This window comes from Rhizobium sp. Root708 (genome assembly GCF_001429725.1).
Classification (GTDB): domain Bacteria; phylum Pseudomonadota; class Alphaproteobacteria; order Rhizobiales; family Rhizobiaceae; genus Rhizobium.
On sequence record NZ_LMHV01000013.1, the window covers coordinates 18,785 to 33,582 of the forward strand.

16 protein-coding genes are annotated in these 14,798 nt (G+C 61.6%); all 16 read right to left on the reverse strand.

All coding sequences use genetic code 11. The features are described from left to right. Position 1 precedes the first annotated feature (1 nt). Positions 2–3,388: a host specificity protein J gene (locus ASE04_RS12755; protein ID WP_200960711.1), complete on the reverse strand. Its 3,387-nt coding sequence runs from the start codon at positions 3,386–3,388 to the stop codon at positions 2–4. Next, the gene (locus tag ASE04_RS12760) at positions 3,385–3,807 is read right to left on the reverse strand and encodes an NlpC/P60 family protein (RefSeq protein ID WP_056817751.1); all 423 of its coding nucleotides are present in this window, start codon (positions 3,805–3,807) and stop codon (positions 3,385–3,387) included. The genes ASE04_RS12755 and ASE04_RS12760 overlap by 4 nt, the downstream gene beginning before the upstream one ends. Continuing rightward, complete coding sequence (locus tag ASE04_RS12765; RefSeq protein ID WP_056817752.1) at positions 3,804–4,328, reverse strand: hypothetical protein; 525 nt, start codon at positions 4,326–4,328, stop codon at positions 3,804–3,806. The genes ASE04_RS12760 and ASE04_RS12765 overlap by 4 nt, the downstream gene beginning before the upstream one ends. Then, on the reverse strand, positions 4,325–4,747 hold the full coding sequence (locus ASE04_RS12770; RefSeq protein ID WP_056817753.1) for a hypothetical protein: 423 nt from the start codon (positions 4,745–4,747) through the stop codon (positions 4,325–4,327). Before ASE04_RS12770 ends, ASE04_RS12765 begins: the two co-directional genes overlap by 4 nt. After that, positions 4,744–8,346, reverse strand: coding sequence for a phage tail tip lysozyme (locus tag ASE04_RS12775; protein WP_056817754.1), 3,603 nt, complete (start codon positions 8,344–8,346; stop codon positions 4,744–4,746). Before ASE04_RS12775 ends, ASE04_RS12770 begins: the two co-directional genes overlap by 4 nt. After that, complete coding sequence (locus ASE04_RS12780) at positions 8,343–8,615, reverse strand: DUF1799 domain-containing protein (protein ID WP_056817756.1); 273 nt, start codon at positions 8,613–8,615, stop codon at positions 8,343–8,345. Before ASE04_RS12780 ends, ASE04_RS12775 begins: the two co-directional genes overlap by 4 nt. Positions 8,616–8,713: 98 nt before the next feature. Then, positions 8,714–9,088 carry a hypothetical protein gene (locus tag ASE04_RS12785; RefSeq protein WP_056817758.1) on the reverse strand — a complete coding sequence of 125 codons (375 nt, stop codon included), beginning with the start codon at positions 9,086–9,088 and terminating at the stop codon, positions 8,714–8,716. A 43-nt stretch (positions 9,089–9,131) separates the two neighbouring features. Then, positions 9,132–10,064, reverse strand: a complete 933-nt coding sequence (locus ASE04_RS12790; RefSeq protein ID WP_056817759.1) for a phage tail tube protein — start codon at positions 10,062–10,064, stop codon at positions 9,132–9,134. Beyond that, positions 10,061–10,225 carry a hypothetical protein gene (locus ASE04_RS31175; RefSeq protein ID WP_200960712.1) on the reverse strand — a complete coding sequence of 55 codons (165 nt, stop codon included), beginning with the start codon at positions 10,223–10,225 and terminating at the stop codon, positions 10,061–10,063. The genes ASE04_RS12790 and ASE04_RS31175 overlap by 4 nt, the downstream gene beginning before the upstream one ends. Before the next feature lies 1 nt (position 10,226). After that, positions 10,227–10,649, reverse strand: coding sequence for a phage tail terminator protein (locus tag ASE04_RS12795; protein ID WP_056817760.1), 423 nt, complete (start codon positions 10,647–10,649; stop codon positions 10,227–10,229). Next, positions 10,649–11,068 (reverse strand): gp436 family protein, encoded by a 420-nt coding sequence (locus tag ASE04_RS12800; protein WP_056817761.1) that lies wholly within the window; start codon positions 11,066–11,068, stop codon positions 10,649–10,651. Before ASE04_RS12800 ends, ASE04_RS12795 begins: the two co-directional genes overlap by 1 nt. Positions 11,069–11,143: 75 nt before the next feature. After that, positions 11,144–11,455 (reverse strand): hypothetical protein, encoded by a 312-nt coding sequence (locus ASE04_RS12805; protein WP_056817762.1) that lies wholly within the window; start codon positions 11,453–11,455, stop codon positions 11,144–11,146. A gap of 102 nt (positions 11,456–11,557) precedes the next feature. After that, positions 11,558–12,058: a hypothetical protein gene (locus ASE04_RS12810; protein ID WP_056817763.1), complete on the reverse strand. Its 501-nt coding sequence runs from the start codon at positions 12,056–12,058 to the stop codon at positions 11,558–11,560. 15 nt (positions 12,059–12,073) lie between these two features. Further along, complete coding sequence (locus ASE04_RS12815; protein ID WP_056817764.1) at positions 12,074–13,030, reverse strand: major capsid protein; 957 nt, start codon at positions 13,028–13,030, stop codon at positions 12,074–12,076. Positions 13,031–13,044: 14 nt separating this feature from the next. Continuing rightward, positions 13,045–13,380, reverse strand: a complete 336-nt coding sequence (locus ASE04_RS12820; protein WP_056817765.1) for a capsid cement protein — start codon at positions 13,378–13,380, stop codon at positions 13,045–13,047. Positions 13,381–13,401: 21 nt separating this feature from the next. After that, positions 13,402–14,526, reverse strand: a complete 1,125-nt coding sequence (locus ASE04_RS12825) for a hypothetical protein (protein ID WP_056817766.1) — start codon at positions 14,524–14,526, stop codon at positions 13,402–13,404. Between the last annotated feature and the right edge of the window lie 272 nt (positions 14,527–14,798).

Sequence of the window (14,798 nt, forward strand, 5' to 3'; positions counted from 1 at the left end):
CTCATCTGATGACAACGGAGAAAGGCCCGGAAATCGGACCCGCCACGCCGTCTGCGTTTTGCGGTTCAAGCCAGTAGTAGTGGGTGCCTGCCGGCAGGCAGGTTTCGGTTTCAAGGAAGGCGACGGCGTTATCGACCGAGCCTGCGAATGCGGAGTTTGCGGAGAAGGCGAAGACGTTGTTTCCGGCGACCGCCGTTAGGCGATCGGAGAAATTGCCGTTCGCGCTGCGGGCAACGCCATCAGCGTTAGAGCCGCCCGAGAGCCTAGGCGTCAACGCGCCGGCAGTGACGGCCGACAACGTGCCGGCGATGCGATAGGTCTTTCCAGTCGTCGCCGCGAGTGGCTGCGAGATGACTGCCGCCGTGCCGGCCGCGTGGGTGGCAACGCCGCTGCCGATCGTCCAACCGGTGCCGAGCGTCCAGCTTGCGGCACTGTCGAAGCCCGCGTTCGCCAGCAGGTTCGCGCGCGTCGTGTCGCCGTCCGGCAGGCTGTAGCTGCGAGAGGCCGCAACGTCGATCGCCACCCCGATCGCGTCCGTTGCCCGGTTGAGAACGTTGGACATCGACCGATAGAGCTGGACCTTTTTGGTGGCGGCATTGTCGCTAGTTGAGAACAGAATGCTGGCGCCACCGAGCAAGGCACCAATCGAGATGGTGGCGCTATCGAGCGCGGTCGGAACCGGTGCGTCATCGTTGCCGATCGTCAGGCTGACAACCGTCGTGAACGAACCAACCACGCCTGCCGGCGAGATCGCGGCGGCGCGGAGCTGAACGGGATTGCCGGTCGCATAGCCGGGGACGCTAGTGCCGCCGTCTGCCGCAACGAAGTCGATTGAGTTCCAGACAGTCGCCCCATTTAGGCGATGCTGAAGGCGGAACATCGAACTGACGATCGCTCCCGATCCGGGCTGAAGCAGGACAGTCAAACCGCCTTCGGAGCCGGTGCCGTTGAACCCGGTCTTGATGGACGTGAACACGGGCGCTGGAGGTTGGCCCGTCGCATCGCCAACGTCATCACCGACACGGCCCGACCACGCTGGCGGCACCTCTTCGTCGGTCAGCTCGTCAATGATAGGAGCCGCATCAACGAGGCGATAGAGCGATGCAAAGTCCTGGCCGGATTCGACCCGCGTCACCACAAGCGGCAGGCTCTCCGTTAGAGACTGTCCGAAATGCGCGAGGTCGTCGATCAACGGGCGTTCGGAGTGGTCCCCGATCAACATGACAGTGTGATGGATGCCCGCGATCGTGGCGACTGGCCTGACGACGCTAACGCCGATCGTGTCCTCATCATCAACGAAGACGCGGAAGCGGATGGCGTAATCGCGGCCGGCGACCATGGTCACGGCTTCGTCCAGCTCGATCAGCTTGCCGGTGACGGATTTCACGCGGCCGGCGACCTGTGTGCGCTCCAGAACGTCGAACGACCCCATGACGAGATCGCCGCGCGTGGCAACTCTAACGGCTCCATCCTGCACGACGGAATAGGTGTCCAGCCGATATTGGGCCTCGTACATACGGCGACGGGCCTCGCGCCAGATTTCGGCGGGATCGGTCTTGCCCGGAAGCTCCAGCGCCTCGGTCAAGGTGATGTCGCCGGAGTGCCCCGGCCATGGCACCAGCCGTTCGGCCGGCTTGTAGTCGTTGGTGGCATCGAGAAAGGCGACCCGGAAGCCGTCAGGTGGGTCGAAGTAGTTTCGGGTAGTCTTGAACTGCGCGCTGTTGCGCGGGTTGATGTGGTCGATCACCAGCTCTTGCGGCCGATCGACAACCACCGTCCAGCGGATGCCGTCATGGCGCTGGCGAGCGCGGCCGGCCAAGGCGACTTCCGCAAGCGCCTCGCGCAGCAGCTTGTCCTCATCGTGCACCCGGTCGTATTTCAGGCCCTTCAAAGTACAGTATTCGTGCCAGCTCTGAAGCGCCGGCAGATCGATGGAGCTATCAGGAACCGGGCGCGGGTTGGCCGGCGACTGGAGGACATAGCGGAACCACGAAGCCGGATTGCTGGTGGTTCTAACGATCCATGTGCCCGTCGTCTTGTCCCAATCAGGAATGCGCTTGGCAGCGATGGCGTTGAAATTGTCGAGTGCGCCGTTGAGCTGATAGGTCGCCTTTACCCGTACCGCCACGAGCGCAAGCGGCCGATTGAAGTTAAGCGGGTATTCCGGGCGCAAGGTCTGAAGCGAAAGCCAGCTCGATCGGCTCTGTGTACGTGTTGACGTGTGCTCATCCGTCATGCGCTCCACTTCGATGTCGTAGCGACCGCGCGTCGGGAAATCCCATGTGTGCTGGCGATAGAAGCCCTCGAATTTCGCCGCCGTGATGTTGAGGGTGACGACGTCGGTCCATGCTTCCGTGTTGGCACGGCGCTGCCTTACACGGATCGCAACCGTTGCGTTGACGTTGCCGCCATTGTCGTTGACCGAACCAAGGCCGGCCGGAAACCCGACGATGATGGAAGCGCCCGACGCATCAGGGCCGGTGCTGCGAATGATCGGGGTCGATTTCGAGGGACCCGAAATCACCGTGCCGGCATCGTTTCGCGGCAATGGCCGAACCAGCTCCGCGCCGACGTTCTCTTCGTTGACCTGCTTCGGGTAGAGCGTTAGCGGCTGATCGGAAGCCAGCCCTTCGCGGATCTCGGTTTGGACCTCGTCATAGTCATCAAGCTTGGTGTCACCGATCTGGAACTTCGATAGATCGACCCCGTTCGGGCCACCGTATCCGAAGTTGAAGACGGCTCGAATGTACTGAATATCGCCGACGATTTCGGTGTATGACTTCGCGGCAAAAGGCGGCGCATAGCGGATTGTGCCCATGACATCGGGAACGACGCCGTTGGGATCGATCCGGTTCTGCCAGCCGGAAATCGTATAGGTCTCATTGCGCGTTGAATCCGTCGTCTTCGGCTTTGACGGCGGGATAAGCGCATTGATCAACAGGCTTCCGAGCACGCTGACGCCGATGCCGATGCCGGCCGCCAACAGCGTGCCGCCGAATGTTCCGGCAAGCCCGAGAGCGCCGACCCAATATTGCCCGAGGGCAGCCGCAATGACGGAAACGACGATCTGAAGCAGCGAGCGAAGGATGTTCTTTCCGGGCACGATGCGAATGACGACGTGGACGCCGGCAAGTGGTCGAACGCGGTGCCAGTGCTGCCGATCGACCACCACCGAGCCGAGCCGCGACACGAGAACCACACGCATCTGCGCCATGTCGGTCTGCGTCGCGCTCGGAAGAGCCGCCTGGACGATCTGCGCCACGGTCAGGCCGGTCGGAAGCTCGATGTCCACGCGTCCGCAGCCGGGATCAAGAAGGGGAGCCGCGAGAACGGGAATACTCCGCGGTTCGGCTGAAGCGAGACCGGCCGGCATCACGAGGGCATTCATGCGCCACCTCGCTTGGTCGTGGCCACGTGCCGATACGTGCCGGTCAAACGGGGCTGCCATTTGCCGGTGTTGTAGTGCTCAATCTTGGCCTGATCGTCGGCCGTCACGTGCAGCATCAAGCCGGGCGACACGACAATGCCGATATGCGTTTCCAGCCGGCCGCGCCGGAAGGTGACGAGATCGAAGGTGCGAGCACCAGCCACCTCGCGCCACACGGGATCGCGGCGCTCGCCATCGACCAGAGCAGCAATCTGCTCCTGTTCCTCTAACGAGACATAGCAGCCGGAATAGGTCGGAAGCGTTATGCGAAGCTCTTCGGCATAGACGAGGACAGCAAGGCCCCAGCAATGGACACCTTCGAACGTATGGCCGAACTCGTGGTACGGGGTGCCGACATAGCGGTTGGTCCAATGGCTCATCGGTGCAGCCCCGGAAAACGATCCTTGGTCATTCGACCGGAGGGATACTTTTCTTCCTCGATGTCCTCGCGGGAAAACTCGATGGTGACTTCGCCGGCATCGATGTCGGCCGAGGTGATTTTCATATCGCGGAACTCCGCTTCAATGAGGTTTGGAGATGACGCCAGAACGACGGCCATGTGGATCGTCGCAAGGCTGGTAAAGCTGCGCATCAGCTTGGCGATGTCGTTGTCGATGTTCTCGAGAACGAAGGTTCCCGACGCCGGGGCATCTTCCAGATCGGACGGAACAACTGCGCTGACGAGGACAAACAAGAACGGATTGCTGGCCGGGTTTGTGCCCATCCACGTAGACCGCGTGCCATAGGTCAGCGGATCGTCCGATAGCCGTTCGGTGTTATCCGTCGAGAGACGAATGGGCGCGTCCAGCAGCTCGTGCTCGATGTAGAAAAGCGCCACATAGATTTCGTCGGTCGCCGATGCGTCCTGCATCAAGCGGGCGTTGAGCGAAACGCGCCTCATGGCATCACACTCACGTTGAAAGTGATACGGAACTCGACACCAACAATGGTCTCCACCGGCAACGTGTCACCGAAGAGGCACAACCAACGCGCCGCCATTAGCATCGGGCGACCGTCTGACATAAGAAGGCGCTGGCCGTCGCCAGTCAGGATCGGCCAGCCGTCCGTTGTCGGGTCAGGCATGTAAAATGGAAGCGCGCCGTGCGACGTGTCCTCTTCATAGAAGGTATCGAACACGCCCTTGCCGGCGCGCGACAGCATCACGGAGAGCGTCACCATCTTCGGTACTGATGAAAACCGGCGTCGATAGGCTGGCGTTGGGGCTTCGGCCTGACGCTTCAGGCGCGCTTCCGCTGCCGTTCGCTGATAGGTGTTGCGTTCCGGTCTCGGCAGGTCTTCAGGCCAGATAGCGACGCTCATCGGTTAATCCCCCTGCGGCGAACGCCATACTGTTCTTCGATCGTGCGGGAGGCCTTTCCGCCCTTCTTGGCGATGCCTGCCGCGATGCCTTCCGAGAGCGTGAAGATCGTCTGCCGCCCGCCGCGATCGTCTTCCTTTTCCTCGGTCTCGACGTGCGCGCCGGAATAGTTGTTGAGGATGATGGACGGACGCCCGGAGCCAGAAGCCCCGTTAGAATTCACGGCCGAAGGATAGACATTGCCGGCGCTGACGTAGCCGCCGCTGTCGTAACCGCGCAGCAAACCCTTGTGCATGGCATCGAGCTTGGCGACACCGACGCGCTGGACAGCCTTTTTCGAGAACACGAATTCGTCAGCATGAACGACGCCGGCGACGTCCTTTTCCGCGCCGGGACCGGTCCAGCCGCCGACGTCGTAAAGCCCGAGGCCGCCGCCAGCCCAAGCAGAGGCAAACTGCGAGGAGCTGCCAAGCAACGAGGTGCCGTAGCTCGTCAGGCCGCCGCCGAAGAGCTTGCTGAACCAGCCCATAATCCCGCCGCCGCCCGAGGGCGCTGCGGGGAAAGCGTTCGTCAGGTTCTTGCCGAACTGATCGAATCCCGTGCCGAGATTGCCAAGCCCTTGGGCAGTCTTGTTGGTGGTCGCACCGAGCTTCGAAAGAGCCTCTTCCGCCCCGCTGAGGCGTCCGGTCCAATTGTGCATCGTTTCGGGCGTGCTCGCGCTATAGCCATGCGGGCGCTCGAAACCGCCAAATGCCGCCGTGGCTTCCTTCAGGTTCCGGCTGTTCAGCAGCGCCCGATAAGAGGCGCTTTCCGTGGTTTGCAGTTCCTTCCAAGCGAAGTTGAGCTGGCCTTGGACGTTCCCGAGGTTCTGCCGGCCCCCGAGCGCTTGCAGCAGCGCGGGCGCGCGATCATTCCATTGGAACAGACCGAGCGCGTTGCCACCGTCGCCCACGGCAAGCGGATTGAAGGCGCTTTCGGCCTTCGCATGTCCCATGATGCCGGCAACCTGATAGTCCTTCAGGCCCTTGGAGGCAAAAAAGTTCCAAACCTGCGCGGCAACACCGCTCTGGTTTGTCGGGGTCGCAGCCGCGCCTCCATTGTCATTGGACCCAAGGAGGCCGGAAGCCAGATTGCCAATACCGCCGCTAACGCCGCCATTTACGATGACGGTAGCAGCATTAACCGACATCGAGCCGACGGTTTGACCGAGCGCCTGGCTGACCAACGAACCGGTATCTTTTGCGCCGCCGCCGAAGAGCCTCGAAAAGATGCCCCCCACACCACCGACGTCGGAAAGCGTTCCATAGTCCGTGCCAAGGATCGCATTCTTGAGCGGGTTCTTGATGGTGAGTTCCGTGAACATGCTGGTGATGTCTTTGGCGACGCCTTCTAGCGCGCTGCCGATATCGCCCGACATCAGTCCATCAACGATGCCGTCGATGCTGTCTTCTGCGCTGGTTTTGACCTTTCCCCACGCGTCGGCCTGTCGCGCGATCTCTCGATTGAGGTTCGCTTGCTCAAGAGCCTGCGCCCTTAATTGCGCAGCAAGATCGCTTGTGGTCTCAATTCCCATGCTGCGGATTTTCTGTTCCGCTTCGAGCTGCGCCAGCGCACGCGCTCTAACGGTCTCGTTCTCGCCCAGCAGCGCCTTCTCAAGACGGAGCTCCTGAAGCTTTTCGTCCTGGCCGCGAAGATACTCCAGCGCGGAAGCTCGCTTTTGCTCAGCCGCAAGGCTGGCATATCCCGTCTTCAGATCAGTGATGACCTTGTTCAACCGCTCCTTTTCGTCGCCTTCGGCGGCAGCGGCAGCGGCGACCAACGGGCGCAAAACCGACTCTTCCTGAAGCAGCCGGTTTGCATCGGCCGACGTCAGCGCGCCGCTTGCCACCATGGCATTGAGGCGCTGGCGCGTTTCCAGCTCGGCATTCATATCGCTGGCCTGCGTAGCGGCTGCAGCAATGGTCTCTTCGACAACGCGGGTCCGCGCCCGCGCCGCCTCGGTGGCGATCGTGTCGGCCGACACCTCGTCGCCTGCCAACTGAAGGCGAGCGCGGCGGGCCTCCAGCTCGGCACGCAGGAGCGGGTTTCGCTCGTTCTGAATCTGGATATCAAGCCGATCCAGCTCAAGAGCGCGCTGCTGCCGGTTGATCAGGGCATCAAGCGCCCGCGTCTTGGCGTCAATGGCCGTGTCGATGGAAGCCTGTTGCGTGCTGTCCATACCCGGTGCGCCGCGTCCTGCTTGCAAGGCGGCAATTTCGTTGCGAAGGTCCTGCTCACGTTTCGAGTTCGCATTCGCGTTCGATGCATTGGCGATCGTCAGGGACGCCGCGCCTTTGCGGCTTTCCGCCGCCTGTCGCTGTTTCTCCTCGGCGGCGGCCTGATCTGCAAGCAGCTTATCAAGTTCGGCTTGCAGCCCCTCGCGGCCTCGCACGCGCGGCAGGGCCAATATCTTTTTCAGCTCTTCGATACGAGCCGCACCGGACTTGCCCGAAATCGCCTCGTCAATCGCGCTTCCAATCGAATCGAGAGCGTTAGAGGCATTGGTGCTGACGAAGTCCCATGCACGACCGAGCGCGGTGGTTGCTTCGGCCGCATCGGCAAGCCGATCGGGCAGCGCCTTCAAGAGCACGGCCTGCGCTTCAGACTGGCGGTTCTGATTTGCAAGATTGGTTGCCTGCCGTGCCGTGGCGGCATCAATCAGCCCATATTTCTCGTAGAGGGTTTGTGCTGCCTGCGCCGGATCGGCGAACAATTCGGAAAGAGCGCTGCCGGCGTCGCTAGAGGCAATGCCGATCGTCGCGGCGAAATCTTTGGAAATGCCGATCAGGCTGGCGAAGTTCTCAGAGCCAATGCGACCGGTGCGAAGGAATTGCGCTTCCATCCCACGTGCTGATGAAACCGAAATGCCGGCAGATGCTGCACCAGCTCGCGCGGCTTGCTCCATCGCTGCTGCGGTGCCTGCCGTGGCGCGACCGAGGCCAGCGGCGGCGGTTGCAACCTCCTTCGTCGAGGTCAGATAGTTGCTGTAGGAGATGACACCCAACGCGGCGGCAGCGGCCAACGCGCCGACGCCGAGCGTCAACGGATTGAGCAGCTTGGTCGCGCCGGAAGCGATAACGCCGAGGTCCTTGAGCGCCGCGTTAACGCCGCCCTGGCCGGCGTAGAGCTGGATGATCTGCGGCCCCTGCTGGGCGAATATCATCGCCGGGTTCATGCCCATGAATGCAGTCTGTCCGACGTCAAAAACCTGATATGTCAAGTTCTGGCGTCGGTAGCGATCGGCGCTGGCATTGTCATTCGCGGGCGGCAAGCTCGGAACCTGCGGCGTAGAGCGAGGTGCCGGGGTGCCAACACCGGATGCCCGCAGAAGTTCGTCACGTGCTTTCTTCTCTTCCGCTGCCGCCCGTTTCGCCGCATCTGCGTTCCTGCGTATGGCCTGCGCATCGCGATCGAGGGCGGCGGTTTGCTTATCCAGCGATACGGCCGTTTCGGACGCCTCCCTTCCTAACGCTGAAACATCATTTTTGAGATCAGCCGTCGCGGCTCGCGCTGACGCGGTGTTCGCCTTAAAGACAAGCTCGAATTCCATTTGCTTGGTCATGCCGAGGCACCTGCAAAAACGGCGAGAGCTGCAAGCTCCATCACCTGAAGGTCAGCGAAGATGGCGGGAGCGAAGTCGAAGCGGCGAAGCACAACGTCAACGCTGGAATAGTCGAAGCCAGTCCAGATCAGAGCGGACGAGCCTGCGATCACGCGCCATTGCGTTTCACAGGCGAGAAAGGCGGTGACGCTATCCCAATTGAGAGCAAACACTTTGAACGCCTCGCTAGCCTCATCCGTCACCAGTGAGGGATCGACGGCGGCACCCATCTGTTCGAGTTGGGCCGCAACGTCCTCATCAATTGTGACGGTCGCTCGCGGATCGGAGCGGCCGAGGCGGGCATACGCCCAACCCCGCGCCGCTTCCCTCAGTTTCCCAAGCGGGCTTCCTGCCCATTCAGGCTGTCGGCATAGGCCTCATAGACCGCCGTGCGGAACCAGCTCATTTGCAGCGCCGAGCGGAAACGATCTTCGGAGAAGGACACCGCGCCGCCGTCCTTGGCGATAACGTCATCCCAATTCTTGCAAACAAGCAGCAACTGCTCGTGCTCATGGTCCGCACGTTCCTTTGCCGTGGTGAGGTTTTCGTGTCGCTCTTGAGCTGCAAGCGCTTCGTCGCGCGGGAGCGGTTCGAACTGAATTTTCAGGGTCTGTTCGATGATCTTGCCGGCCGCTTCCGGGTCGGGAATGCGAACCTTGACCGGCCAGAAATAGCGATAGTTTTCCTCGATAACGAATTTCATGCTTTGTCTCCTGAAGCTGAAAAGTTGGGTTGGAGGGAAAGGATCAGGTGAAGACGAACTTGAGTTCGTCCATGCCGTTGACCGGCGTGAAATCGAGCGGCAGCGAATAGTTTAGAATGCCGTCCGTCTGGCCTTGGGTCGGCTCGCCGATCTGGACGGCCGGCGCGGTGATCGTGATGGTGTTGCCGGCCTGAGTGCCGTGGGCGATCGACAAGCTTCCGGGTTCGCGGGAAAGTGCTTTCTCGAACCAGTTGATATCGGAGAGCGCCCGCGCTTCGACGACAGCCGTGCCGGTGGCTGAACGGTTCGAAACCAGCACCTTTTCGTCGCCGATTAGGAAGCGTGGCGTCAGCGTGTTGCCGAGGTCGATCGACAGGCTTTCAGCGACGGACGGCCAGCCGTGCAGCGACATGGCAGTGTTGGCCTTGCTGACAGGAACCGGGATCGCCCAACCGACTTTGCTCACGGCAGGCATCACGCCGATATCGGTGATCTCGCCGAGCATGCCGACAATGGTCACACGCCACTTCGGAATGCCCTTCGGCGCGAACGACGGCGCGAAATTGGCCTTGGCACCAACGAAGATGTGCTGGACCTTATCGGAGATGAAGTAGACCGAGGCCGACTCCTCTTCGTCTTCGACGATGGTATATTCGACCTTCGTGCCGGCCGTGACGGTTTCGGCGAAGTTGGCCGCGCGTAGCAGCGGTGAATACTTCGGCGGGGTGCCGGCAACACCAGAACCGGCGATTTCGATATCGCCTTCCAAGCGGCCAAAGATGCCGGCGAGAATGACGCCCTGGTTACCCATGTATGGCAACATCAGGTCACGCGAGACACGTTCGCCGGTCATAGGCGTGAACGTGACGTTCGACATGATGACGGCATTCGCCGCGATCGGCTCGGCGTCTTCGCCCTGGACGGTTTCGTTCTTGACCAGAATGGCGAGCTTACGGAAAAAACGGGTACCACTCATCTAACGGCCTTTCTTGGCGTGCTGGCCTTGACGGCCGGTGCGGGAGTTTCAGTCAGGGCGGCGGCTTCAGGTTCAGGAGGCGTGACCGCCTCGGAGACCTTGGCGAGCGCGCCGGTTTCGGGGTCGCGGACAAAACGCCCGCCTGCTTTTGGCTGATCCATTTCAGTCCTCAACCGTTAGAAATCGTGTTGTTTCCCACGTCTGGACGTAGACCGTGGCGTTGTTGCCAACCGGCGTTCCTTCGCCGCCGACAAGCTCGCAGGGTTCGCTCATGTCGGTCGGCTCCCAACCGGCAAGCGCCTGTTCGATGGCGTGTTTGAAGCCGCTGAACTCCTTGGCGCGCATTGCGCCAAGCGCATCGCCGTGATGACGGAGAATGATCGCAACGAGAAACTGCTCGGTGACGTGCTGGCGAAAGCCGCCGCTCATCAGCGTGTTCGGCTTCGCCTTTTCGCGGAATGGAATGACGAACGTCGTTCCGCTCGGGCGTGCGGTGGACTTGGTGATGACGTCCAAATCCTCGGCCATGACGACATCCGGCAAATCGGTGGCCGCCTTCAGGCGCTCGACGATAGTGTTGATCATTACCAGCCCCTCAAACCGCGTTCGGAAAACACCTCTTCAGGTGCGGAAAACATCGTGGTGCCTGATGACGTCGCCGGGGTCTCGCCGCTGGCGATCGGCAGCGTGATCGCGCCTTTGGCAACGTCCTTCAGCGCGGCAATCGCGTTGTCGTAGTCGGTGATGACCCATTCGGGCGGGGCTTCGTGGTGCAGGCGGTGGCGCGCGATATCAATCGCCCACGTGCGGACGAGATCGGGAACGACTGCGAAAGGAAGGGTGTACTTCGTCGCGACATACCCGTTGATGAGGTTGTCAGCGTGTTCAAGCGCCGCGCCTATAACGCCGGCATCAATTTCGCCGTCATTGTCGCGATCGGCAATCTGGCGAATTTCCGTCTCGCCAGCGCGCTCAATCAAATCTTCAAGCGTTGCGTAGGACATAAGCGATTACCGTTGCTTCAGGGGGGAGCCACCGGCCGGGATCGACCCGACCGGTGCAGTCGCGTTCGTTAGAAATCAGCAGCGCATGGGCGGTTTGAGAAAGACGAGACCGTTGGTCGCGTAACTCTCGGCAAACTCCCGCTTCAGCGGCTCGGCTGCGGTGACATCAACCGGGCGAAGGCCGAGGTCGCGGCGATCGGTGGCAACAACGACGCTGGTCGGCGCGACGTCGATCGCGTCGATGACAACGACAATCGAATCATGAACGGCGCGATAGAAGCCGGGATCAGCGGAGACGTCCGCGTAGACCGGAGCACTGGCGAAGAAGGCGCTGGCGACGATTGCCAGAGCGCCGAGCATGCAGGATCGAAGGAAGCAAATGCGCATTCGAGGTTCCTTGTTGGGGATTGGTGAAGTCCGAACGGGGCGGATGGTGTAGAGGCATCCGCCCCGCGATAAGGGCCGGCTTGGGAGACTTCGGAACGGCCCTTATTTCTTGATGGCTTTGGCAGCGCCCGCCTTGGTGGCTTCCGCCAGAGCGGCTTCCAGCTCGGGAACGCGCTTGCGCAGCTCGTCCAGCTCGGCGGCGGCTTCCACCTCATTTCTGATGGCTTTTTCCTGCTCGCTGGCCATGTCGAAGGCCGCGTTTTCAAGGTGCGCTTCAGCCTCGAAAAGCTTCTCTTCAGCCTCGGCTAGCTTGCCAATCAGCTCGTCACGCTCGGCGACGATCGGAGCGACTGCGGCCGTGACGGCATGTGCAACGATGCCATCGGCCAGCATCTTGGCAGTCAGCGCAACTTCGCTGTCGAAATCGGCCGACGTCTGTGTGTCGGACGTGTCGAACACGAGCGGCGCGGTGCCGATCGCCCTGGCCGCGTAAAGGTGGTTTGCCACGGCAGCCGAGACGAGCACGACCGTGCCGGCAGGTTCACGCTTGCCCTCGATTTTTGCAGGGCTGGCGAGCGTGACGGATACCTTGTTGTCATCCATGGTTTCGGTCTCCCGTTAGGCCGGCGTGGCGCCAGCGTTCTGGAACAGGAACCCGCCTTCAGCTCCCGTTAGGATCGGGCGGCGCTCGACCTTGGTCGGGTAAATCCAGCTATCCGTCCCGTTTTCGAAATACGGCTGATTGACCTGCGGATAGCCGGCCAGCTCGTAGGTGTAGGCGAAGGACGGAACCTGAAAATTGTCGCCGGCATCCGGGACGTAGGCCAAGATGGCGTCATCACCCCAAACGTCGTTGGCAAGATCGGAATCGGCTGCGGTTTCCGGCAGGTAGACAGCCGCGCCGACGACAACCCTCTTCAGCTCGAAATAGGCCGCGAGCATATCGACGGTGATGCTGTCCTTCGACGTGTACTTGAAGTGCTCCTTAATCTTCGGATGATTGCAGAGCGCGTTCTTGGCGCTTGGCCCGAGCGCCAGCGTGTTCGGATAGCGGCCGATCGACTGGCGAATGACTTCCTTCGCGTCGTCGAAGTCAGCCTTGGGGTCGCTGTCTTCGCTCTTCCAGCGGTCGGAACCAGTCAGAGCGACCTTGTGATTGTTGTCGTAGTTGGCGGCGTTGCGGGCAATGCCGGCCGTCTCGACTTCAAGCCCTAGGTCAACGACTTCAAGCACCATGTTGATAGCGCCCGAGCCGAGATCGATACCGGGAACAGCTTCGGCTTCTTCCTGATGTTCGACCGGCACGACGCCCTCAAGCGCATCCTGGGCCAGCGAAACAGGGTCGGACGCGTAGCCGTACTGAACGCGCTTCTTCTGCGCGCCTGGAGCGCGGCGGGTGTTCAGCAACCGGAAGGCTTCCTTGCCGAACTTGATGACGCGCATCGAGCGGTTCGGGATCGTCACGCGCGGGAACAGCTCGTGCGAAATGAAGGTTGAGTTGCGGTAGCCGCGTGCATGCGTCGAAAGAATCGGATCGACGACAGCGGCGGTGCGTGCGTTAAGAACGGTGGTCATCGTGGCAAAGGCCCTTATCGAACGAGGATGGAGACGAATTCGCCATCGGCAGCGGCGGTCAGCGCCGTGGCGAAGGCGTTGGCAGGCGTAGCGCCGGCTGTCTTGACGCCGCCGGTCGCAGCGGAAACGACCTTGGCACCCTTGGCGATGGCACCCTTGGCGCGAACGCGGCCAGTACCAACCATGATCACGGCGGTGCTTTCGCCGATCGCGGCCGGGTTTTTGGCGATGCCCTTCACAGGCGCGTCGTCGGCGGCCACCTTGGCGTCGTCGAAACCGACAAGATCGAAGGCGTCGATTGCCGTCGTCGCAACGACGGTGTCCGACAGGGCTTCAGTAAAAAACTGCATGCTTGGAAACTCCGTTGGGGGTTACTGCACTGCCTTGACGGCGGCGATGTACTCGGTGCCCGGATGGGCGCGCTGATAGGCAAGCGCCTTGTCGTGGACTTCCATGCGCTCCCGATCGACGGCATGACCGTCAGACGCAAACGAGGCGCTGGCCTGCTTTCCGGCTTCCGGCAGATCGGTTGCTCCGAACGAGACGATTTTCGGCTGTGCCGACAGGACGTCGCGGACGGCCTGGCTGACCGAAGCGGTGACGGTGTTCGCGCCGTCCGCAAACGACACGGCGGTGTCGGCCGGCAGCGCATTGAGGATCGCAACAACCTTGTCCTTCGACGCGGGCAGCAGCTTACCGTCCGTTACCAACGTTTCGGCGAAGGAGACGTTGGCGGCATTGGCAAGCGCCTGCTCGCGCTTCTGAAGGTCGGCGAAACGAGTGGTGAATTCGGCTTCGCGGGCTGCGAAGGCCGGATCGACAGGCTTTGTCACGGGCGGTTCCTTGGGTTCGATGATAGGTGAAGCGGAAAACGACGGCTGCACGGCCGGCGTCTGAAGCTCGGTTTCGGCCAGCCACTCGATGCGGAAGCCCGGAAGCGCCTTGTCCGCGTCTTCCATGCCGAACTTTTCGATGAAGAACTCGCGGAGAGCGCGCAGGATGCTGGCGGTTTCCTCAAGTCCGCGTTCGCCGAACTCGACGGTGCAGGTGCCGGCATCGTCAGGCTGCGAGAACTGGACGTTCTGGAGACCGGTCACAGCCGGAGCCGCGCCGCCGAGGAAACCGATATGCTTCGGGTACCACGTACCGGGAACCGGGTTGGCGGCAGCATCGGGGCGATGGAAGGACAGCGACACCTTCTTGTAGGTGCCAGCCTTCACGGCGTCAGCGAAGGCCGGAGCGATCTCGCCGACGTTGGCAAACAGCCGATCGGCCTTTGCGTCGTAGTCGAAGCTTTGCGCCCAGCCGAAAGCCGGCGCGTCCGTCTTCGGATGACCGACGACAACAGGTGCCGGTGCCGTCGCAAAATCGTAGGCATCCGCCATCGCTTTCAGGTCGGCGGCAGAGAATGAAAGCTGCTGGCCTTCCATCGGCGTAAAGGTGCCGGTGCGGAAAACCTCAATGCGGGCGGTCTTCTTGGGAGTGGTGTTCGGCATGTCGGTTTCCAGTGCGTTGCTGGAAACGACAATGCGTCAGGGTGGGTTATGCCACCTCAGGACAACAGGTCCGGTCAATCTTCACCCCGGCCGCCGTCAGGGACACAATGCGTCAGGGCGATCGTTGTTTCAAGTCCCGCGCGCAATCTGGAGGCCAAGGGCAAGGCGCGATGCCGTCACAGTCGATTTCTAACGGGGGTCTAACGGGGGTTGCGCCGAAATCTGGTATCATCGCCCGCCAGACCGTTCTGCGCGCACTGGGAACCGCTATT